This is a genomic window from Paenibacillus sp. J22P277, assembly GCF_059383675.1.
On the sequence record NZ_JBXENS010000014.1, the window covers coordinates 17,029 to 38,580 of the forward strand.

Consider the following 21,552-nt stretch of genomic DNA (forward strand, 5'->3'; position numbering starts at 1 on the left):
TAACTTACTGAGTAATATATGTCTACGATCAGACTAACTTAATTCCACTATTCTGCCCGTTACTTCAATGGACAACGGCAGCCGATCGCGTGGCCGGCTGCCGTTAAGTCTTCATTCAGCTATCGTGTCCCGTTAGCTGAATCACTTTGGTTTGTTTAGAAATACTTCGAGCATTGATTTAAAAGCCTGAATGTCATAATAAGCTTGGAGACCATTCTCTTTTCGTAAGTCATTTAAATCTGAGAGTTCATGAATAAGCTTTTCAGCAACGCTACGGACATTTTCCCTAGTGAATATATGCTCTTTATTAGTGGACTGCTTTGTAACCCAAATTACCCCATTTTTCTTGTGATAGATATCAATATAAAACCCACCACAACCAAATATGCCACAAGAGCATGTAAACATGGGATATTCCCCTTCATGTGTTAGGGAATTAAAGAATTCCGTTATAACAAATACCTCATCAGCATGTTCATTTATCCTGATTTCATTGACATAGAGATACACGTTTTCGAGTATTACTGGAGTCAGTACACGCTTGTATTTAGACACGTTCATATATTTCTTGCTTACTTCCACGTTCAATTCGACTGTTAGTTGATCATAAATTTGTTTTTTGAAGAGCCTCACAACCATTACCGCCCCTAATTTGATTTTTATATATTCTCGGAATTTACCGCGCAATCCTGCCCGTTCAATGAATAAAGGCAGCCGATCGCGTAGCCGGCTGCCGTCATGTCGTGGTGTGCTATCGTTCCCCGTTAGCTTAACGAACCTTTGGAATGAATTATTTAACGTAAGTATGATCAGCAAAACTAGCAATTTCAATAAAACCATTTTTTTCATAAAATCTTTTGGCCCCAACATTGGATTTAGCTACACGAAGGTAGATATTCTCTGCCTCTTGCAAATTCATACGGTTAATACAACTCTTTAGTATGATACTTCCATATCCGCAGTTTTGAAATTTGGGATCTACAACAAAATCACGAATATATTCTCCCTGTGTAACATAAGCTCCAATCAATTGCTCGCTCAACCAAAAAGATTGCACCTGTTCATCCAATTCATATCCATTGAATGTTCTCAGAAATTGTTCTGGATCTCTTTGGCAACTATCTGTTCTCCAACCATTTTCTTTATTTAATTCGTAATATGCACTATCAAATAATTGAATATATTCTCCGAGCATATCTGGCGTGAATCCTTTTTCCATAAACAATAACTGACCTGAGAGGGTTACTTCGTTGTTGTTGGAAAACTTCAACTGGAAACCTTCCATATCCGTTGTGAATCCAAGCTCTCTCACAAATTTTATTATTTCATTATTTTTCCCATTTACATTAAAACAGACCTCTCTTGTTTCAGTATCCTTTAAAAAAGGATTGATTTTCTTTTTAATTAATTCAAATAACGCGTCGCTCTTTTTGTATTTGATGAAAGAAGCATATGCAATTATACAATCATCATTCTCCACCAAACAATAGATACCATGAGTTTGTATGGACTCCTCATAAAAGATGACCGATACTGTTTTCTCTTGGATTGCATCTCTAACGTAGTATTCTGCACCGGTCGAGATAAGAGAAATCAAATGCAACATTTTTTCCTCAGTGAATTTTCCCAAAAACATCAACTCCTTTCAAAAAATACATCCTCAGTATCTGTGTTCACTTGCCGTTCATATTGACAGCCTCGACCAGGTGATTATTCCTCTATCGTACTTAGTTTAATCCACCTTGAGGCGCTATTTTATTCAAATTGCCATTTTATTTCTGTTGAGCCGATGTCTTTTTCAGCTATCACAGGTGTTTTTTGAGCATCGCCTAACTTTTCAATGCGTAATTGATATGGTTTAAGCATCTCTTCCCAATTGTTTGAAGTCGACGAGTTTGAAGCAGCATATCTGAGATAATCAGTAACAATTTGTTTTAATTGTTCATTGCCTATTTGACTCTGGTCATATTCAATTCCAACTTTATATAATTTCTCTTGGGGGTTGGCAGCGAACCCAGTTAAAACTATACCAGGTTGTTTATCAATTTGTTTTATACTTTCTGACAACCTTTGCCCGACTTCAGGAAAAGTATCCTTATTGCTTTCTCCTTGGCAGCCCGCAATAAATGTAACGGACGTAATTATAATAACTAATACAAATAGATATAAAGTGCGTTGCAAATTTTATCTACTCCTTTTCTTCATAGTAAAACGCTTAATGAATGTAAATTTATTCCTACCCTACCTATAATGACGATAAAAATCACCATTAGTTGCGGTAAACTGCCCGTTACTTCAATGGACAACGGCAGCCGATCATCTGACCGACTGCCGTTACGTCTCATTTCAACTATAGTCTCCCGCTTGGAGTTGAATGAAATCGGTTATATATTATCCCAACCAATGGCCATTTCAACCAAACTATCCGTCCCGATTGTAATATCTTTCTGTCCTAGAGGTTGACCACCTTGAGATTTGTAAAACCCTAGAGATGGATTATCCTTTAGTACCCATAGCATCATCGACGAGCAATCATTAGCTTTTAATGATTCAACAATTGCTTTGAAAAGTATTTTTCCTATTCCTAAGCCTTGATATTCTTTTAATAGGTAAATGGCATATAGCTCTCCGTCATGCAAGAATTCCTGGTTCCGATTTCTGCCACCGCTTGAAAACCCAACAATCTTGCCATCAATGTCTTCAGCAATAAATACTTTTTCATGATCTGCACGATTTTCAAAAGTCCAGATCCAGTTCTTTGTCCTGCTCTCTTCAGAAAGACCTGATAAATATGATTCAGACATAATGCCTGCATATGTTGTTTTCCAACCACTAACATGTACGAATGCAATTCTCTCTGCATCTTCAATGGATGCTTCCTTTACCTTCATTAGATCGCCCCCATCTTAAGGACTAAACTCACATCCACATTTTACCACATCTAACGAGACTAAACTGCCTGTTAGTTAAGTAAAGTCAGCCGAATCATTCATTCGGCTGACTTCAATCCACGTATGTATTCAATATACCGAATTACGGGACCCAATGATGTATGAATTCATGAAAAATGAACCCCAAATATGTACTGTTCTGCTCTTGTGGAGAACACATCATTCTTATGTCCTATTTCGGAACACAATGCAACTTCTTGTCTTTTGAAAAGGACAAGAAGTTGTATCCCTAAAAATAAAAAACCGCGGAAACCGCTTCTTAAGCATAGATTTTCTTGTTCTCTTACAATAAATTACAAGAACTTTATCCCATTACCCATCGATTCTCAACACAAAAATAACTATACGCTATGCGATGGTTATTTTTGTGTGCTATCGAGTATCGTATCGATTATATAATCACTCATTCGCAGGCTACTCCGTCTCCATCGCGATCTAACTTTCTGCTGTAGCCCGGATCACCGGCATATAGTGGCGCCTTTCCATTATCGCGAACGGCAGTACAGTTTTTGTAATAGACACTAGACGACGAATTGGTGTCCGATCTCGACGAAGTTGCTGCAGATGATTGCTTTGTTTCGATCGTAACATCAAAAAAATATTCGTATGTCGAACTATCAACCGTAATGCTTACCTTATTCTCGCCTTCAGCTGCGGTGAAAGTGATCCAAGTGATATTGGGATTTGTTGCAGTTGGTAGGCCATCAATCTTAAGGTCATTAAGCATTATTAAAGGATCCGCTTCAAAAGGGACGTCGAAATCAATATTGATCTTTTCGCCACTAAATGCTTCCACCCGGTCGCCAGGCGCTATAGTGAATTCCCCGTTGCCGCCACTATTCGGAAAGAAATAACTGGCGCCAATCGCGTCGGATTCTTTATATGTGAGGACTGGTCGATCATTCTGAAACATGATGGATTGTTGTTTAGGGGGTTCACCCACTTGGGTTTTGTCAGTATCTTGTGCTTGCCTTACTGGTGCTGCAGAGACTGCTTGAGTATCCACTGATTGTTCATTAGTCGCTGTATCCACCGCCGCAATCGAAGATCCGCCTTTATCCGACACAAACACTACTATGAATACCACCATACATGCGAGTAAAAAAACGGAGTATGCGATGCGAAGTGGCGTAAATTTGATATTGATTTCTTTATTCCTTTTTTGTGCTGGATGAGTGGAATGACTTTGTGCGGAAGTCGATGCAGTATCTTCAGTATTTGCTTCTGAGTTCTTTGTTGTCTTATTTCCTCCCATGTTCGTTGTGTGGGCATTATCCTTTTTCGGTTTCGAATAAGAAGCATTTTGCCTGTTTTCATTTTGCTTTTCTGTATGTTGAGATGAGGTGTTAGAATGGGATGTATTTGAGGAGCTGTTTTGTTCCGTTCCTTGATTGGATTGTTTCTTAAGCATGGAATCATATGTTGCACGGCTCACTTCATTAAAGAGCACATCATAAGCAGCTTTAATTTGTTTGATCTTTGCCGTTGCAACTTTAACATTGTCTATATTTCTATCTGGGTGCCAATGCATGGCCAATCTCCGATACGCTTCTCTAATCCCCTCTGGTGAAGCCGTTTGATGGATTTCGAGCACCTCGTATAATGTGCCACCTTTTAATCGTTTTTTGCAAACAGCGCATTTCGCGAATTCCATTTTTTCAGACAATACCCTGTTTTCAATTCCGCAATTGGTACATGTTACAATATCGAATCTCCCCACCAAAACACGCCCTCACCATGAATGATGAAATTACTATTATCCATATATTAACACGTTGGAGGTTTGAACCGTTTATTTAATTAGTGAGCTGCAATGATGTATTTTGTTGGCCAATAGCAACCTAGTTTTCCTCAAATGAGGAAAGTAATCGCACTTTTCTGCCCGTTACTTCAATGGTAAACGGCAGCCGATCGTGAGCCGGTTGACGTTGCCTCTCCATTCAACTATCGTCTCCCGTTAGTGCAGCGAACGTACTAACGCATATACTAGGATCGGCCATATTCATATAAGACAATTCCATTGAATTGGACATCCAGTCCCCGCGAGGCGATTTCCGCAGATTCCTCAAGCCCTTCCTTGCTCAGTGTAAACGAGAATTGCCTATCACCTTGACCGTTCGCGATCACGTCTATGTCGAGCTGACGACCGTCCTGGCGATAGATTTTCCATAATGGTGCTTTTGCGTAATAATGGTAACCGCCAACTTCTTCATACACCCTGTTAGACAGGAATGTTCCCGTAGATCGTTCCATCTTCGGCTGAATGGTGATTGTGAAAGTTACGCCTCCGTTCAATATCTCCGTCCGTTTAAGAATAAAGGACGTATTTGCCTTTTCCAGCAGCTTAACGTTCCACGTTCCCTCCTCGTTCATCCACTTTGGTTCCAATGATAATTGAATTGGAACAGGTTCTTGAGTAATTTTCAATGTATAGCCTTGCCGATTTACGACTTGCAAGTAAGTGTCTTTATTCGCATGATAATGGTTGAAAAGGAATATTATCAATGCGCAGCCTATCAGAACAACAATAAAATAAGCAGCTCTTTTCAATGCTATTTCTCCGTTCCTTATTTTCAAATCGTTCTATAGCCTCAGTTAACTTTAACAAAAAGGACTTCACAAACGTCTCCCGTTAGCTTAACGACGTACCGATGTCGTCAGCCAGTTTAAGTACTTTATTCCATTGAGTTGAGTTCCTTACCGCATTAATATTCCATTCATCACCTTCCTGTAATTCTAAAACCATGCTTCTTAAAGTTGAGCTTTTACTCATTACCTCGTTACTAATTAACCCAGCTTGGAATAGCTTTTGTAAGTTATCGGTATGTAAAAAGGATGTAACACCAATATCGAACTCTTCAAAGATGTAATATCCGATTTCCGAATCATTAGAACTAAGTAAATAAGTTCCACATTTCTTAATTGTATCTACAAATAGTTCATATAGTTCTTCTATCGAGATATTCACTATCAAACCAATCCACCTTGCTTTAGGCTACCTTACCCGTAATCGTAACGAAAAATGGAGAGGCTGTCGCCGGGCAAACTGCTCTAATCGTTCCCAGTTAGTTCAATTCACGTAATAGTTGACGTGTGTATTCAGCACAGACAGTCGCCATATTTATTTCTTCTTCTTTGCTTGTCTGTACTTATTTATAGACCACCCTGAAATTATTAGCATAAAATTGGAATCGTAATGTACTTTCCATCGTACAAAACGCACTCCCGGCGCGGCCATGATTGGAACGCAGCGGCAGCGTAGTGGAAATGATGGCCGCGTGCCCTGCATCGGAACGCAAAGAAGGTAAAGAGAAGCGATGGAAGCTACCGGTTCTTAATCGGGCGCCTTTGCCCGAATTAGAGCTGGTCGTTCGCTCGGTCCTCCCGACTGATCGAGCTGGGGATCCAGAGAATTCCGATCTTTCATGAAGTCGAAGTTGAAAAAGGAGAAGATGAATGAAAAACGAATATATAGATGGATTGCTACGTTTGAGGGAGCGAACGATGAGTATCGTTGTATGGAAGACATGAACGACATCGTACTCTTAAACAGGGAAAGATTTTATTGGAGGATGGAAGAGTAGAATGAAAGAATCAGTAAACAAAAAAGTATTGTATGCGTTACCCTTCTATCAGCAAGCTAAACCAAAGTGGACATTTCACGTATTGTTTTTATTAACAGTCTGCACGTTATTGGGGCTGATCTGGATGCCTGGTGCGGACCAGCTGAAAATAACGTTGAACGTCTTATGGTTAATAGCTGCTGTTTTTTTTGCATACATATGGATCGCTGGGGCTTTCTTGAATAAACCCTATTTAAAAATGACGAACGATGCGCTTGAATACAAAACATCTTTTGGAAGTAAAACGTTCAGCTGGAGCAGCATAAACAAAGTTGAACTCATTTCAGGTCGCTCCAGCAGTAAACTTGTAATTCGGGGGAATCAAGAAGGAAAACGGTCGTTTTGGAGAGAATTAGACCGGTTTATAATGGACAACTATTCAGTCGGGGACTATTCGTTTAGTATCTTAGGCTCGCTTTTTTCGAATATGGATTTAGATAAATTAGCGTTGACGATTGCTGAGCAAGCCAAAATGAATAAGTCTTAGTTGCTCACGGGAAACTTACGCCAAAGGAGTCGTGGAAGTGGAATCAAAGAAGCAGCTCATAGAGATCCTCTTGGTCGGAGGTGAACCATGAATCAAAAACAATTAATGATCACCATATTGTTTGTTATTGTGTGTACTGCCCTAGCGGGATGCAAGAATTCAAAACTTAATGAAAAAGAAGCGATTCAAATTGCGACTAAATACAAGGAAGTCGAGTTTAAAGTCGATGATTACCGTAAAAACCCATTTCCCGAAACCCTAAAAGCTGTTCAGCTAAAAGCAGATGAAATTAAACCCTTTGTAACTGAACAATTTTATAACAGTCACATGGCGAACCGAGTGATTGCCCTCCCTCAGCAAATAGCTCAGGCAAAAAAATCGAATATCAAAGCAGAGAAAATTCACTTTGAATCGAGTCAAGATTCTAAAACAGGAACCATCGATTTAAACTATGACATGGTCTTGGTTTTAACAAATGACCACGGCACTTCGAAGGAAATTAAAATAACAGGTGTATTAACGATGCTCAAGGTCAATGAAGAATGGAAAGTAAGCTATGACTTGAATCACAAGCTAAAAGAACTGTCCAGTTTGGCAAGTTAGAATACCTAATCAAAGGCCAGCGGATAGCTGGGCAACCTTTTTCGGACGCAGGACGAAAAAAAGCGCCCTGAGCGTTTAAGCGAGTCTCGGGCGCTGGTGAAGATTTAGCTTCATAATAGTCTGACGAATAACATTCGCGATCGCTTGCGTAAGCGCGATCGGCACGCCGTTCGCGACTTGTTGCTGCCGCGCACCAAGCGTCCCGTGAAAAACAAAGGCATCCGGAACGCCCTGAATCCGGGCACATTCACGAACGGACAGTGCTCGGTCCTCTTCTGGGTGGAGAAGCATTGCTTTTTTCGGATTGACAATCGTCACCGAAGGCATGTCCCAGCGCAGGCGCTTATATTGGTCACTGTGCTGGCCGGATGGCCGGATGGCCTGCGGGATGTCGAACACGTTTCCACCGGGTGGAACATTCTTAATGCGTTTAATCGTGATGGGTTTATGCTTCGAAACGTCCCGCTGATTAGGCGTCTGATTCGTCAGCCCGGCAAGCGCAGTTCGAACCGAGATGTGCCGATCGGCGTGCGTCGGTGCAGGCAAGTCGATCCGTCCGATTTTGGAGCCAATGAAAATAGCACGTTCGCGCGCTTGGGACGCACCATAATCGGCAGCGTTCAACTTTCCGTAGGCGATATTGAATGCAGACAGCTCATCCAGAATTTCGTCCTTAAACCGCCCGCCGCCGGCAGTCAGAAGCTGAGGGACATTTTCCAGCAGGAAAACTTGGCAATTGGCGTTCGCCTTCACAGCATCAATAAACGCGCGTACCAGTCGGTTATTCGGATTATCGAGAAACTGATTGTGCCGATTGGCGTTGCTGAAGCCTTGACACGGCGAGCCGCCGATCATCACCGGTGACGTGAACTTCGCGAAATCGACCTTCGTGATGTCCGCCTCATCGATGTGCTTGCCGATATTCGCGCGATAGGTTATGACCGCCTCAGGGTCCTTTTCGATCGCGTAGACAATCTCGAAACCGGCTTGAATAAAGCCCAGGTCAAGCAGACCAGCCCCGCTGAACAGACTATCCACATGAAGTGGAATGTGCAGGTTTTTAAGCGCCTGCTCGAGCTGCGTAACCGACGAACGGCGAAAGGACGAGGACGTCTGCTCGACTTCCGAGAAGTCAAAGTCAATTTGCTCATAGCCGCCGGCCGCGCGGGCCAGATCCTGTTTGGACAGGACAACCTCAAATTCCTTTTTGACCCGAAGCAGATCCGTAATGTCCCGGACCTTTTGCTTGGATGGCGTGAATTGCCTGACCAAACGCGCTGTCTTGGACAGCAGCGTTTGGTCCTGCTCGAGATAGCCGCTAACGACGATCTGCTCATTGAAAATCTCGACCTGCAGATAGTCGCAGCCTTGGAAGGCACCTAGTGCTTCCTTATGCCGGATGTCCAAAACCGGCTGCACCGCATCACGCTTCGAAACGGTGTTGCCCTCCTCACTCGGCAGAATAACGATCTTCCGATTGGCGTTGTCGATGACGTATTTAAAGTGCGTGCCGGGTTGGAAGACGCTTTCGCTCAACTGCCGGTCCTGCAGATAAATGCCGCGCGCGGAAAGCTTGGCGTTTCTCGATTTAATTAACATGGGCAACAGCTCCTTCTAGGGGATTAGGATGAGACCGTAACTAGGGTAGCGCCTTGAAATTCGCATGCCGGCCAGCAGATAACGTCCCATGTGCCGGGTTCCCAAAACACCAGCTCGTCCTCGTACCACTCCGCGTTGTAGCCATAGCCGCGAAACTGCAGGCGGTGCCTCTCCCCTTCTGAATCCTCCACCATGTAAATGTGGTCTTGCACCAGCCGCTTATAGTTTGTGATCATCTTGTATCGCGACCTCCTGGTTCATCAAATGTGGGCTGCGGCCCCATCAGCTTGCCGCTTGGCAAACGAATACCAAAAAGCGATTTGGAAAATCGCGGCCCAATCGCCATCTAGGGGTCCCCACGCGGCGCGCAAGCGGCGTGCTGGGGGTAGATGGCTCGGTGCGTCAAGGGGTCGTGGAATACCGACCGCCAGGGAGGCTATGCCGCGAAAGCCCCTTGACCGCCGGAGGGATTTGGTAGCGTCCAGCTGCGCGGCAGGCGTTGCCAAAACAAGGCCGCCGTTCTTGGCGCAAGCCGAGAACGCTCCTTCTTCCATCTCTTGAGCTCTTCGCAGTTTGACGAAGCAAACGCGGAGTCAATCTGCGGCACTCATCCTGGCAGGACATGATTGGAACATAGCGATAGTGGAGTGGAAATGATGACCTGTGCTTGGCTTCGGAACGCAAAGGAGGAAAAGCGGAGTAATGGAACCTACCGGGTCTTGGTCAGGCTGGGAGTTGCCTGACGTAGAGCCGGTGGTTCGCTTGGTCCTCCCGACTGAACAAGCTGGGGGATCCAAAAATGATTCAGGGGGTTAAATAAAATGCCTTCAGATAGGGAACAAACATAATCGACAATCAAAAGGAGGAAGAAGCGCAGAAGGAATGCAAGGGGTGACGAGTAATGCGAAGTAGACCCATAAGCATAGTCGACATGAAATTGGGTAAAAAAAAGTGCCAGTAAAGGGACGCATCTTGGAGCAGTTTTAGCCGCAGCTGCTCTTTTTCATGACCTCACCAGGTAGTTTAGTTAAACGGTACGTTGGGAATAATACCGCAAATGATTAGAGGAGATACGTATTGAAAAAACTGATTCTTCTGTCGATGCTGGTCTATGGAGTTACAAACGCAGTAAATTCCAGTCCTGCCCTTGCCTCGGAGCAATTGTTAAATGAACACATCAAACCTCAAGACTCAAAAGAGCTGATCTTTCAAGACATGCTCATGCTTTTCCTACTACCCCACATTGAGAAAAAAATAGATGAAATTTATGCAGACAAATTGAACTATTTACCAGAGGTATATCCTTACTTTGTGAATGTTACGAATGTTGAGCGTGTAAGTGGATTCCGAGGATTTCATTTTGTAATTACACTTGAGGTCGTCCCTACAGTGGGTCCACATATTTCTGTTGGCCAGGATAGGCTTACGTTCGAGATATCCCCCAAGAACCCAAATAATGTGAAGCTGTTAGAATGGAAGCACCTAAAAGATCCGAAGGAATCAGATTTCCCGCCAAACTGGAAAGATATTTTGAAAAAATAATAACGCTCAGAAGTACGCATTCTATTAGATTATTATGCTGATCATACCAATGAGCAAAACTCCTCCAATCACCGCTACTAACCACCACAACCTTTAAGAATTCTACTCCTCATTCGGAACACGTTCCCCGAGCTACAGTGCACGTGCCGTTTCACAAGCACCTCTTCCACCGTGTAATCCCTCAGTACAAGTGAGAATCCACCTTTCCTGATGGCCCCTAAGTGTAACTCCGGGTAAGAACGCTTCCAGATCCCCCGTGGGAACAAGCCTCCTGTTAACCGAGCCATCTTTGGTCTCACCATAAACGAACACGACCGGACTCCCCGCAGTTTCGCCTCCATCTGCTCATAGTTTGTCCACGGAAGATTGGGGAATCGACATTTCAGGCACTTGCTCCGCTAAACTTACAATTATAGGAAACCTCATTATGACACGACAGTTTGAATTGTATTATCGAAGTGGTCGATAGAGGATTAGAATATTAAATTTATATATTCTTTTTCAGTACGCAACGATTACAGGTTAAATGAAAATGGAGGAATAATAGAAAAAAGCGGAAAATATTTATAGTAGCTTTGTAGTAGTGCTATAAGCAGGTTCATCGTTTTCCGTAATATGGTAGATTTAGGTTAGTTGAATTAAAGAGGGGAGTGAAAATGGATGAAACGATGGTTGATGCTTTGGATTTGCAGCATGGTGCTGCTATTACCGCTGCTTCCTGAACAGGCAGCCGCCTCTGCGACAGGTGCCCCGGTAGAAGCAGAGCGTTCGAAATTGGGCGTAACGATGTTATCGGGAGGGTTCGGTCATACGCTGGCGCTGAAACAAGACGGCACGGTCTGGGCCTGGGGGATGAACTATTATGGCCAGCTCGGCGACGGAACGACGACAGACCGGTATACCCCGGTTGAAGTACAGGGCCTCCGTTCGGTGATTAGTATAGCTGGAGGTTGGTATCATAGTTTGGCACTCAAAAGCGACGGAACCGTCTGGGCGTGGGGAGATAATGAGAATCGCCAACTGGGCAATGGAAGTACAACAAGCAGCTCAGTCCCCGTTCAGGTTAATAAACTTAGCAACGTGGTTGCGATTGCGACCGGATCGGCGCATAGTCTGGCGCTCAAAAGCGATGGAACTGTCTGGGCGTGGGGATGGAACGAAGAGGGTCTACTTGGCGATGGAACGGGGACAGACCGGAAGACACCCATTCAAGTAACAGGGCTGGATTCGGTTGTCGCCATCTCTGCGGACAATACTCATAGTTTGGTACTTAAAAGCGATGGAACCGTCTGGGCATGGGGAAGTAATTATGCTGGCCAACTCGGCGATGGAACGGTGGGGTCTCACTATATGCCGGTTCAAGTCAAGGGTCTTAGTTCGGTAACCTCCATCGCTACGAGCGGAGGCAACAGTTGGGCGATCGAAAAGGATGGAACCGTTTGGGCGTGGGGAGACAACTATTTCGGACAACTGGGCGATGGAACTACGGTAGAGCGTCATAATCCCGTTCAAATACATGGTCTCTTTTCGGTGACCGCCATTGCAGAGAAATTGGGAGGAGCGCATAATTTGGCGCTCAAAAGCGATGGAACCGTTTGGGCGTGGGGATGGAATATATATGGCGAACTCGGCGATGGAAGCACAACAAGCCGATTATCCCCCATTAAAGTAACCACTCTCGATTCGGTGACCGCCATCACGGCGGGTGATGATCATAATTTGGCGATCAAAAGCGACGGAACCGTCTGGACATGGGGAGACAATACATATGGCCAGCTCGGCGACGGAACAACGACAAGGCGGTATAGACCCGTACAAGTGCAAGGACTTGACGATTCTAATCCCGACAATCCGGGAGCGCCGGCCTGGCCCGCGGGCGATGTGCTGACGGCTACCGATGTAACAGCTGACAGCGCAGTGCTGCATTGGCAGCCGGCGATAGATGAAACGGGAGTAGATAAGTACGTGGTATACCGGAACGGGACGCTGCTGGGTACCCTCAACGGGGATGTTAACAGCTATGCCGTAAAGGGGCTCTCACCGAGCACTTCCTACCGCTTTTCACTGGTCGCCTTCGATGGCGATGGCAACCCAAGTGTGAAACAAGAAGTGACGGTCACTACTGCTGACACACCGACTCCCAGCTCTTTTCAGCTATCCGATTCCAAAACGTATTCCGATGGCCAGTACACGTATAGGGTCTCGTTATACTACGGATACATTACGTCTCCTGACCAAGTATTGAGTGGATCGTGGACCTTCCCTAAAGGCGATCATGGGCAAGTGAATGTCTCCATGATTGCGCCAGAGGGCGAAAATTACGACCTAAGTATGGAGACTGCAAGCGACGGATACCACTTTCCGATCCCGACGAAGGAGCTGCCCGATAGTACCGAGTACAGTACTGCCGGGATCCCTGAAGGCTACACCGCATCGTGGAGCGTGAAAGGACATACGGGCCAAGACTACAGTCCGAATGAGAAGGTCTTCGTCTATGTGAGTATCCAATTTGACAATCAATGAAATGAATGCAAGACGATTGAGTAACCTGAATGCCCGTATAATGAAGGTCACCAGATCTTTCTGGTCGACCTCAATGGCCGTAATTTTGCTTTTGGGGGGTTTATACATAACACAACATTTTGGGGGTTTTGTAAATGCCCAAGAGCCCCCCCCCCCCCCCCCCCGTTATCCCAAGCAACCAAACTGCAACAAAAAGATTCTCTGCTGACTAAATAAGTGTGGTTTACACTCGAAATATCATTTGAAGATGTCCTGACGGGTGACGATAGTTTTATTCCCGTCACCGTTGAATGAATCAAAGATGGGAGTGAAGATGGATGAAACGATGGTTGATGCTTTGGATTTGCAGCATGGTGGTACTGCTGCCGCTGCTGCCCGTTCAAGCAGCTGCTGCTGAGACAGGGCCCACACGGGTAGCAGAGCCTTCGAAAGCGAGGGTTACAATGGTATCAGGAGGATTGCATCATACTCTGGCGTTAAAAGAGGACGGAACCGTCTGGGCGTGGGGTGAGAATCCTCAAGGCCAACTCGGTGACGGAACGACGACAGATCGATATACCCCAGTTGAAGTGCAGGGTCTTAGTTCGGTGGTAGGCATAGCTGCGGGATGGTTTCACAGCTTAGCACTTAATAGCGACGGAACCGTCTGGGCGTGGGGTGAGAGTTATTATGGTCAACTGGGCAATGGAAGCGGCGCGAGCCGTTCTTTCCCAGTTCAAGTAACTAACCTTAGTGACGTGGTTGCTATTTCTGTAGGAGCGGAACATAGTTTGGCGCTCAAACGGGATGGAACCGTCTGGGCGTGGGGGTATAACTCTTCCGGCGAACTCGGCGATGGAACTACGAAAGACCGGTATGCGCCGGTTCAAGTGAAGGGTCTTGATTCAGTTGTCGCCATCTCTGCGGATGTTAATCATAATTTGGTACTCAAAAGTGATGGAACTGTTTGGGCGTGGGGAAGCAATTCAACAGGTCAACTCGGTGACGGAACGACGAAAGACCGGTATACGACGGTTCAAGTACAGGGTCTTAGATCGGTAGCCTCCATCACTACGGGCGGAGACGGTAGTTGGGCCATCAAAAGCGATGGTACTGTTTGGGCGTGGGGATTGAATCATTTCGGTCAACTGGGCGATGAAACGACAACAGATCGACATACTCCCGTTCAAGTGAAGGATCTCGGTTCGGAAACTTCCATAGCAGAGAGCGTAGGAGGGGTTCATACTTTAGCTCTCAAAAGCGATGGAACCGTATGGGCGTGGGGTTGTAACACTTCTGGTCAACTTGGCGATGAAAGCACAACCACCCGTTTTTCTCCCATTCAAGTAACCGGACTCGAATCAGTGTCCTCTATCGCGTCGGGTGCGGAATTTAGTTTGGCGGTAAAAGAAGACGGAAGCGTCTGGACTTGGGGATCGAATGATTATGGCCAACTGGGTGATGGAACAACGACAGACCGATATACACCCGTACAGGTGCAAGGACTTGGCGAATCCAATCCGAACAATCCGGAAGCGCCGGCCTGGCCCGCGGGCGATGTGCTGACGGCTACCGATGTAACAGCTGACAGCGCAGTGCTGCATTGGCAGCCTGCGATGGACGAAACGGGAATAGATAAGTACGTGGTATACCGGAACGGTACGCTGCTGGGTACCCTGAACGGGGATGTCAACAGCTATGACGTAAAGGGGCTCTCACCGAGCACTTCCTACCGCTTCTCACTGGTCGCCTTCGATGGCGATGGCAACCCAAGTGTGAAACAAGAAATGACGGTCACTACGGCTGCCTCACCGACTCCCAGCTCTTTTCAGCTATCCGATTCCAAAACGTATTCAGATGGCCAGTACACCTATAGGGTCTCGTTATACTACGGGTACATTACGTCTCCTGGCCAAGTGTTGGGTGGATCTTGGACCTTCCCTAAAGGCAAACAGGGGGAAGTGAATGTCTCCATGGTTGCGCCGGAGGGCGAAAATTATGACCTGAGTATGGAGACTGCAAGCGACGGATACCACTTTCCGATCACGACGAAGCAGCTGCCCGATGGTACCGAGTACAGTACTGCCAGGATCCCCGAAGGCTATACCGCATCGTGGAGCGTGAAGGGACATACGAACCAAGATTACAGTCCGAATAAGAAGGTCTTCGTCTATGTGAGTATCCAATTTGACAATCAATGAAGATATTTCTTGGAAACTTAAAACTTAATAACTTTCAGGACGAGGCTTCCGGCATATCCAATCCGGCAGCCTCTTCTTTCATTTAATGCGAAAAATGGCAGCACTTAAGTTCCTTCATTAGTTATGCCAATTAAATCTTTACCTATTACTTACATGTACTGAAGAATATGCGTACATTGAAGTATGTGTGTGAAAAGTTCTATGTGATGGGATTTAATATGCTGTTACTGGTGATTATATGTACATAATTTACATATGCTGTTGTTGTAGAGAGATGATGTGGGATTATTGATGAACGGCTAAGGAAGGAGTGAATGACTCTGAATCCAGATTGGAAGTCAATCATAGAGACAGGTTGGGAATTCAAAAATGAGGAGTATCGATTAATCGAATATTTTGAAGGAATTCAAAGACAATATCCTTCAGCAAGAGCTAACTTTGAGTTGGCTAACGCATTAGACTATGCTGGTCGTGAATCCGAAGCTATTCCGTTGTATGAAGAAGCAATAAAAATAGGGCTGTCGACTGAATACCACGTTTACGCTTTAGTACAAATGGGGTCTTCCCTTCGAAATGTTGGTTTAGCAAACGAAGCCATCAAAATACTAACAGAAGCTGAAAAAACTTTTCAGAATTCGTGTCTGTAAGTTTGTTCCTTGGACTTTGTTTGTATAGTGATGGAAAAAACACAGAAGCCTTGAAGACAGTAATGACAGCATTGTTAAAACATGTTCATACTGAGGATATGCAACGTTACGCTGGTCTCACAAGTTACATAGAAGAAATGAAATAAAACTGTTCGCAGAGCTATCACTATTGATTCAAATACCCTTCTGTCGAGACTAATTATTTGGAATAAAAGCTGCTTCTATTGTTAAGAGTTGTTCGTTTAATCTGACCTTATTGAACGAAAGTGTCGTGCATGCCGGCAGCCTCGAATGATTATAAACTCAGCTGCTTCTGACTGCGATAACGTTGAAAACCCACTCGACGAACACTATGATGAAAGTGCCCTTTCGGTGGGTTACAATTTGCATATTACTTTTGACTGTTTTTAAGCATCAGCTTTTAATGGTCTTTTTTGAGATGTTGAATAAGAATCCAAACTAATGCTTTCTCGGGCCTTCTTTAACACCCCAGTCAGAATGGCTATTTCATTATCTCTTTTCGCTAGTAACGCCTTTAATTCCCTGTTCTCTTTTACCAGTTGCTCAATGAAATGCGATGCTTCAGTGATCACACCATTCGGACTTGAAGAGATTCTAGGGAGTGCTTCTACAGATCGTGTTCGCTTTTCACGTCTTACGTTACCTCTTCTTTCGCCTTTTCTTTCTTTTAGTTGTGCCAATTGCTCTAAATAATTCTTGCGGACCTCTTTATTCCACCGGAACCCACAGGCTGCAGCTGTTCGCTGAAGAAGTTGAGCTGCAGCTTGAAACCCCTCAAGTTGAGTACCGCCATTTTCCATTTGCGTTAGTATCGTTTGAGCAAGTAATTGATCTTGTTGATCGGTCCATTGTTTTTCACGAGTTACATGCATAACTACACCTCACTTTTTTATCTTAGTTCTTATCAAAAAGTTACTTATATATACTCTTTCCACGTCTCTTGTATGCAAATAAATCAACACTACCTCAACATCACTTGAATACTAAACCAAATCGTGATTGATCATCCCACTCATAATCGTTAAGAATTAATTAATTGTGATTTCTGCCTCATTTGCTATAATAATAGTAAATTCGGATTAGGAGTGATGAATATGCCTAACTCATATAATAAATTGACGGTTCAAGCTTTCTTGGAAAAAATCGAATCACTTAAAAAACAAGAAGAGCGCGGATTAAGAATTGAGAATCAATTCGCAACTGATAACCAGTCCTCTCTGATTCGGCAAGTAAGCATTGAGGTATATAGTGACATTCTTGAATTGACTAATGAACACTTTAAATTAACCGAAGAAGTTCCAAAACGCCGTGGTGGACGTAAACCTGGAACTAAGAATAAAACGAAAGTAACCTCAGGTGCCCAAGAAGCGGCTGCTACAACTGAAGAATAAGGTTAAAGATATATTGGAAACGAAACAGCGACAGTCAAGGACAAGAAAAGTCCTTGGCTGTCGCTGTTTTATTGCACTAACGTACCCGTTAGCTTAATCTTCAACAGTAAGTATTGAGTATTTTTCAAAAGATAAAACATCATCTATAGCTTCTCCATTCAAACTCTGCATGTAATGATATTTTGCAATAAGGCTTTCTTTATAGAATACGTTTAAAGTTGTTTGTATGAATTCAATCGGTGTAGCATCTCGAAAATGAAGAACCAGAGCTATTCGTTCCTCTGATAACTCAATTGAGGATATATCTTCGTTTCCGAATATTTCAGCATAATCTTCGGGGTCATCACCCCTCCAATTTTCTATCCAATGCCAAAAGCTCTTCTTTGCGTTCTCAAATGGTTTCCTTTCGGCTATAAACTTTCTTAGTTCAGTACTATTCAGATTTATCCCCCTAGTCGTCTTGAATTTTAAAGCCGCGCAGCGATTTCTTACTGGTTGTTAATTAATGAATGCCCACTAGATTGGCAGCCCTCATGATGTTGCACTATCTCGTACCCGTTAGCGTAAAAATGGCAGTAGTCTGTGGGCACAGAATCGCTCACTCAATCGCCATTTTCGAGTTCTGCTCTATTTAGGATGACTCCATATGAACTGTTCTCTTCAAACATCGCGTTCTATATACATCTTTATCGCTCCATATTGTGCATTTTACTAACGTTCCTCGTTAGTTCAATCAATTTAGGGACTTGTTAACCCCATTGGTAGAACTCTAGAACAAATACCTTTCCATTAATTACAAAATAAAACTGCTCCCAATCAAATTCGTTTTTTTCTTCTACTTCCGTTTCCAATCTATACACTTTTAGTTCTTTGCCATCAATGAACTGACCTATTAGAGCGATTAACTTGTTGCTAACTGAGTTAGAATTCTTATCAAATTCAGCGGGTATCTCTGGAAGTTCATTCCCATTATCATCGTAATAAACAACTCGAACTTTAAAGTTTTGCATTCGATAAAGGGAAAAGAACCATACTGCGCTCACCTCAAAAAGTGTTTCCTTCCAGTCATCTATGCCACGTAAGGGTAGGAATTTAATATTATCATGATTCTTCAAATTACTTTTATTATTATATTGTAAAACTATTTGCTCCAATGGCAGGTCACTTTCGATTTCACAGAACATATATTCATGTCCGTAACAAGCTCCAAAGTAAGTGTTGATTGTACCTAGACCTTCTAAGTATCCGCTAATTTTACTTACAAGTTTGTAGTCCACCATTTATCCCAACCTCGGCTTTAAAATCACTTCTTTCTGAAGTATAGCACTTACCAGTTATTCGCGTAATCTGCCCGTTAGTTGAGAAAACGGTAACCATAAGCCAGCTACCGTTTCTTTGTGCTTATTCAACTATCGTTCCCCGTTAGCTTAATGGTTTTATCAAATTTCAGCATAAATCACTTAGAAAAGCTATTGGATTTTCGCAAAATCTGTAAGCATTTGATTGCTTTATTATTAGCGCTATTGAATCTACTGAAGCATCATAAATGTTTTCACTCTTATATATTCTTGCTTTATTAATAACCATGAAATTAACAATTTCACTTAGTATTTCTAAACTTATATTTCTAACGTCAATTCTACATGAAATTTCCGAAATGATCTTTCCATCATAGATGATTTCCAAACAAGTCCCATCAATTTTTCCATACAGAATTATTTCATCAGACCAACTTTTTTCTTTATGTAGTGATTTAGAAATACTTAATAATGAATCACTGTTAAGTGGAGATTCGCCCCATAACAGCATTTCTTCCTCATTATCATTATCATTTTCAATTACGATATTGCTTTCATTAATAATAAAAAATCTAGTTTGCCATAGTGCCATTTTAAATCCCACCCAAAATTCATATTGAATCTGTATTCGGAAGAACGATTAAACTATCCTGCCGTTAGTTGAGAAAACGGCAGCCGTTGGTCGGCCACCGTCGTGTCAAAATGGAGCTATCGTCTCCCGTTAGCGTAACTAGGCATTGTTTTTATAGCTCGATCTTCTTCCAAACGCTCTTTTCAAGTATTTCATAAGAATTATTCATGCGCCTTATCGGTCTGATTAAATCATGCTGGCAACCTTCAACGGGATCATCGATTTGCACCCATCCATTTTCCGATGTTTGGAAATACGCTTCGCTAAAATGTTCTGCATCTTCTACATGGTCAAACCAAAAATCATTATGCGATGGCTCATCCTTCTGTGTCTGATAAACAAAGAGATATACTCCATTATCTTCGGTTTCATATATCATGACTTTTTTAATTTCATGGGAAGTGTTGGGTACAGTGAGTGCGTATTTTCTCAACTTCGTTTCATCTCCGTTTTAAGTTGGACGCTGCCCGTTAGCTGAACCGTCGGCAGCCTGGTGTCGTTGTGCTATCGTACCCGATAGCTTAAACTATGTAATGAACATCGCATGACCAACTCGGGTGTTTAATATTTAACTCTTCAAGACACTCTTTCAAAATTGTTGAGTCACGAGGTAAAGTTTTCTGTAAATTAGACCAACCAGTTATTTTTAAAACTTTAGGTAACTCAACCAATCCAGTTATCGAATCCCAAAAGGCATCCCAATTCATACCGTAAAATGAAGGGAAGCCAAGTGTCTCTTTTAATATCGTATGCAGTTCTTTACTGGTCTGAATTTTACTTAAATCAAGTTCAACTAACTCGTTTCTTTTCTCCATAAAAAACCACCTCGAATCCCGCAGATTCAATCGGCTTTATGATACCACATATTGGAACTATTCTGCCCGTTACTTCAATAAAAAACAGACCACCGTTATGATCTGCTCTGTTTAACTGTTGTACCGAGGGAGTTGAAAGACCCACCACTAATCAATCAAGCCTCGGATGGAGCTTCGAAATGTTTTTGAACTTTTGAATAGTCGTAAATATCAATAACTTCGCCATTTTTAAAATCTTTTTTAAATAAACACTCGATAATTTGTTTTGCGGTCTCTACTGGTGATGTTAACATTCCAGACTCTTTGACCATTTCAAATAACTCAACAGATGGGAAAGTTGCTTTGTCTTGGTTTCTTGCTTCTCTTTGCAGATTAGTGTCATTCATTCCAGGCCAAATAGAGACAATCCCAACTGGTGCTTTGGAGTGATTTTGTTCGAGCCCCACACATTGAGAAAATACATCCAACCCTGCTTTAGCAGCCGAATACAAACTCATTCCGGGATGATGATTCTTAACTGAAGCTGATGAAATGTTTATAATTCTTTTTTCTTTTTGATAATTTTCCGTACGTGCAATAAATAAAGAAGTGAGTAATATCGGTGCAATTAAGTTAACATTAATGTTCCCAGTTATATCTTTAACTTTGGCAATATTGATGAATGTAACGGGGGAAATCATCGAGGCATTATTGATTAGGTATACTCCCTCAGCGATGGACATGTCTATTGAACTAAAGATACGATCCAACAAACCTTCTATCTGATTAATATGTTGTAGATCGAATTCATGATACTCCATATTGTTATGTTTACTTAGTAACTTGTCATTTCTTTCCCGTGAGATACAAAACAAAAAGTGCTCAGATGAGATTAATTGTTCAGCAATTGCTTCTCCTATGCCCCTTGATGTACCCGTTATTATAAAATACTTCATTGTTGCGGATCTCCTTTGATAATCAGATACTAATATCAACTACTTTATATTTTGTCAAAGAATCGATTATGTCAAGTAACGAAAAGAGCATCTGCAGCCAGGCAAGCTGTTCTAAGATGTTTAACTATCCTGCCCGTTAACGTAACGGAGGTCCGCCAAGTTGGCAGCCCTAATGTTCAACTAACGCGATTTCGTTATTATGAAAAAGCCTATTGAGAGTTGAATTAAACCAATAATGTCCCACTCTAGCATATCGCCTTTGGAAATATCTAAATAACCAAATGTAATCCAAAGGATACCTATAAG

At 43.0% G+C, this 21,552-nt stretch carries 22 protein-coding genes; 7 read left to right on the forward strand and 15 right to left on the reverse strand.

The window, feature by feature from the left end; all coding sequences use genetic code 11:
- Nucleotides 1-141: 141 nt before the first annotated feature.
- The 7 genes from AC50YL_RS34330 to AC50YL_RS34360 form a co-directional block, all read right to left on the reverse strand.
- A complete protein-coding gene (locus tag AC50YL_RS34330) occupies nt 142-849 on the reverse strand; it encodes a hypothetical protein (RefSeq protein ID WP_494837872.1) in 708 nt (235 codons plus the stop codon).
- Complete coding sequence (locus AC50YL_RS34335) at nt 791-1,630, reverse strand: GNAT family N-acetyltransferase (protein WP_494837873.1); 840 nt, start codon at nt 1,628-1,630, stop codon at nt 791-793. Before AC50YL_RS34335 ends, AC50YL_RS34330 begins: the two co-directional genes overlap by 59 nt.
- A 125-nt stretch (nt 1,631-1,755) precedes the next feature.
- Nucleotides 1,756-2,181, reverse strand: a complete 426-nt coding sequence (locus AC50YL_RS34340; RefSeq protein WP_494837874.1) for a hypothetical protein — start codon at nt 2,179-2,181, stop codon at nt 1,756-1,758.
- A 203-nt stretch (nt 2,182-2,384) separates the two neighbouring features.
- Nucleotides 2,385-2,891, reverse strand: coding sequence for a GNAT family N-acetyltransferase (locus tag AC50YL_RS34345; RefSeq protein WP_494837875.1), 507 nt, complete (start codon nt 2,889-2,891; stop codon nt 2,385-2,387).
- A gap of 463 nt (nt 2,892-3,354) precedes the next feature.
- Nucleotides 3,355-4,605 (reverse strand): DnaJ domain-containing protein, encoded by a 1,251-nt coding sequence (locus AC50YL_RS34350; RefSeq protein ID WP_494837876.1) that lies wholly within the window; start codon nt 4,603-4,605, stop codon nt 3,355-3,357.
- A gap of 332 nt (nt 4,606-4,937) precedes the next feature.
- Nucleotides 4,938-5,501: a hypothetical protein gene (locus tag AC50YL_RS34355; protein ID WP_494837877.1), complete on the reverse strand. Its 564-nt coding sequence runs from the start codon at nt 5,499-5,501 to the stop codon at nt 4,938-4,940.
- A gap of 82 nt (nt 5,502-5,583) precedes the next feature.
- Nucleotides 5,584-5,919, reverse strand: a complete 336-nt coding sequence (locus AC50YL_RS34360) for a hypothetical protein (RefSeq protein ID WP_494837878.1) — start codon at nt 5,917-5,919, stop codon at nt 5,584-5,586.
- 617 nt (nt 5,920-6,536) lie between these two features.
- On the opposite strand from AC50YL_RS34360, the gene AC50YL_RS34365 reads away from it, so the two are divergent.
- Nucleotides 6,537-7,061, forward strand: a complete 525-nt coding sequence (locus tag AC50YL_RS34365; RefSeq protein ID WP_494837879.1) for a hypothetical protein — start codon at nt 6,537-6,539, stop codon at nt 7,059-7,061.
- A gap of 87 nt (nt 7,062-7,148) precedes the next feature.
- Nucleotides 7,149-7,664, forward strand: a complete 516-nt coding sequence (locus AC50YL_RS34370) for a hypothetical protein (protein ID WP_494837880.1) — start codon at nt 7,149-7,151, stop codon at nt 7,662-7,664.
- 75 nt (nt 7,665-7,739) lie between these two features.
- Here the strand turns inward: AC50YL_RS34370 and AC50YL_RS34375 are convergent, their stop codons facing one another.
- Complete coding sequence (locus tag AC50YL_RS34375; RefSeq protein WP_494837881.1) at nt 7,740-9,263, reverse strand: DNA cytosine methyltransferase; 1,524 nt, start codon at nt 9,261-9,263, stop codon at nt 7,740-7,742.
- 23 nt (nt 9,264-9,286) lie between these two features.
- Nucleotides 9,287-9,499: a hypothetical protein gene (locus AC50YL_RS34380; RefSeq protein WP_494837882.1), complete on the reverse strand. Its 213-nt coding sequence runs from the start codon at nt 9,497-9,499 to the stop codon at nt 9,287-9,289.
- 841 nt (nt 9,500-10,340) lie between these two features.
- Between AC50YL_RS34380 and AC50YL_RS34385 the strand changes: the two genes are divergently transcribed.
- From AC50YL_RS34385 to AC50YL_RS34400, 4 genes are all read left to right on the forward strand, one after another.
- Nucleotides 10,341-10,805, forward strand: a complete 465-nt coding sequence (locus AC50YL_RS34385; protein WP_494837883.1) for a DUF3888 domain-containing protein — start codon at nt 10,341-10,343, stop codon at nt 10,803-10,805.
- Between the two features lie 660 nt (nt 10,806-11,465).
- Nucleotides 11,466-13,328 carry an RCC1 domain-containing protein gene (locus tag AC50YL_RS34390; RefSeq protein WP_494837884.1) on the forward strand — a complete coding sequence of 621 codons (1,863 nt, stop codon included), beginning with the start codon at nt 11,466-11,468 and terminating at the stop codon, nt 13,326-13,328.
- Nucleotides 13,329-13,645: 317 nt separating this feature from the next.
- Nucleotides 13,646-15,508, forward strand: a complete 1,863-nt coding sequence (locus AC50YL_RS34395; protein ID WP_494837885.1) for an RCC1 domain-containing protein — start codon at nt 13,646-13,648, stop codon at nt 15,506-15,508.
- A gap of 314 nt (nt 15,509-15,822) precedes the next feature.
- Nucleotides 15,823-16,155 (forward strand): tetratricopeptide repeat protein, encoded by a 333-nt coding sequence (locus AC50YL_RS34400; RefSeq protein WP_494837886.1) that lies wholly within the window; start codon nt 15,823-15,825, stop codon nt 16,153-16,155.
- Between the two features lie 407 nt (nt 16,156-16,562).
- On the opposite strand, the gene AC50YL_RS34405 is transcribed toward AC50YL_RS34400, so the two are convergent.
- Nucleotides 16,563-17,048, reverse strand: coding sequence for a hypothetical protein (locus AC50YL_RS34405; RefSeq protein ID WP_494837887.1), 486 nt, complete (start codon nt 17,046-17,048; stop codon nt 16,563-16,565).
- A 222-nt stretch (nt 17,049-17,270) separates the two neighbouring features.
- Between AC50YL_RS34405 and AC50YL_RS34410 the strand changes: the two genes are divergently transcribed.
- Nucleotides 17,271-17,567 carry a hypothetical protein gene (locus AC50YL_RS34410; RefSeq protein WP_494837888.1) on the forward strand — a complete coding sequence of 99 codons (297 nt, stop codon included), beginning with the start codon at nt 17,271-17,273 and terminating at the stop codon, nt 17,565-17,567.
- Nucleotides 17,568-18,316: 749 nt separating this feature from the next.
- Here the strand turns inward: AC50YL_RS34410 and AC50YL_RS34415 are convergent.
- The 5 genes from AC50YL_RS34415 to AC50YL_RS34435 form a co-directional block, all read right to left on the reverse strand.
- Entirely contained in the window at nt 18,317-18,847 is a 531-nt protein-coding gene (locus tag AC50YL_RS34415) for a hypothetical protein (RefSeq protein WP_494837889.1), read from the reverse strand.
- Between the two features lie 166 nt (nt 18,848-19,013).
- Nucleotides 19,014-19,457, reverse strand: coding sequence for a hypothetical protein (locus tag AC50YL_RS34420; RefSeq protein WP_494837890.1), 444 nt, complete (start codon nt 19,455-19,457; stop codon nt 19,014-19,016).
- A gap of 151 nt (nt 19,458-19,608) precedes the next feature.
- Nucleotides 19,609-19,929, reverse strand: coding sequence for a hypothetical protein (locus AC50YL_RS34425; RefSeq protein WP_494837891.1), 321 nt, complete (start codon nt 19,927-19,929; stop codon nt 19,609-19,611).
- 88 nt (nt 19,930-20,017) lie between these two features.
- The gene (locus AC50YL_RS34430) at nt 20,018-20,311 is read right to left on the reverse strand and encodes a barstar family protein (RefSeq protein ID WP_494837892.1); all 294 of its coding nucleotides are present in this window, start codon (nt 20,309-20,311) and stop codon (nt 20,018-20,020) included.
- A gap of 155 nt (nt 20,312-20,466) precedes the next feature.
- Nucleotides 20,467-21,246, reverse strand: a complete 780-nt coding sequence (locus tag AC50YL_RS34435; RefSeq protein ID WP_494837893.1) for a (S)-benzoin forming benzil reductase — start codon at nt 21,244-21,246, stop codon at nt 20,467-20,469.
- Between the last annotated feature and the right edge of the window lie 306 nt (nt 21,247-21,552).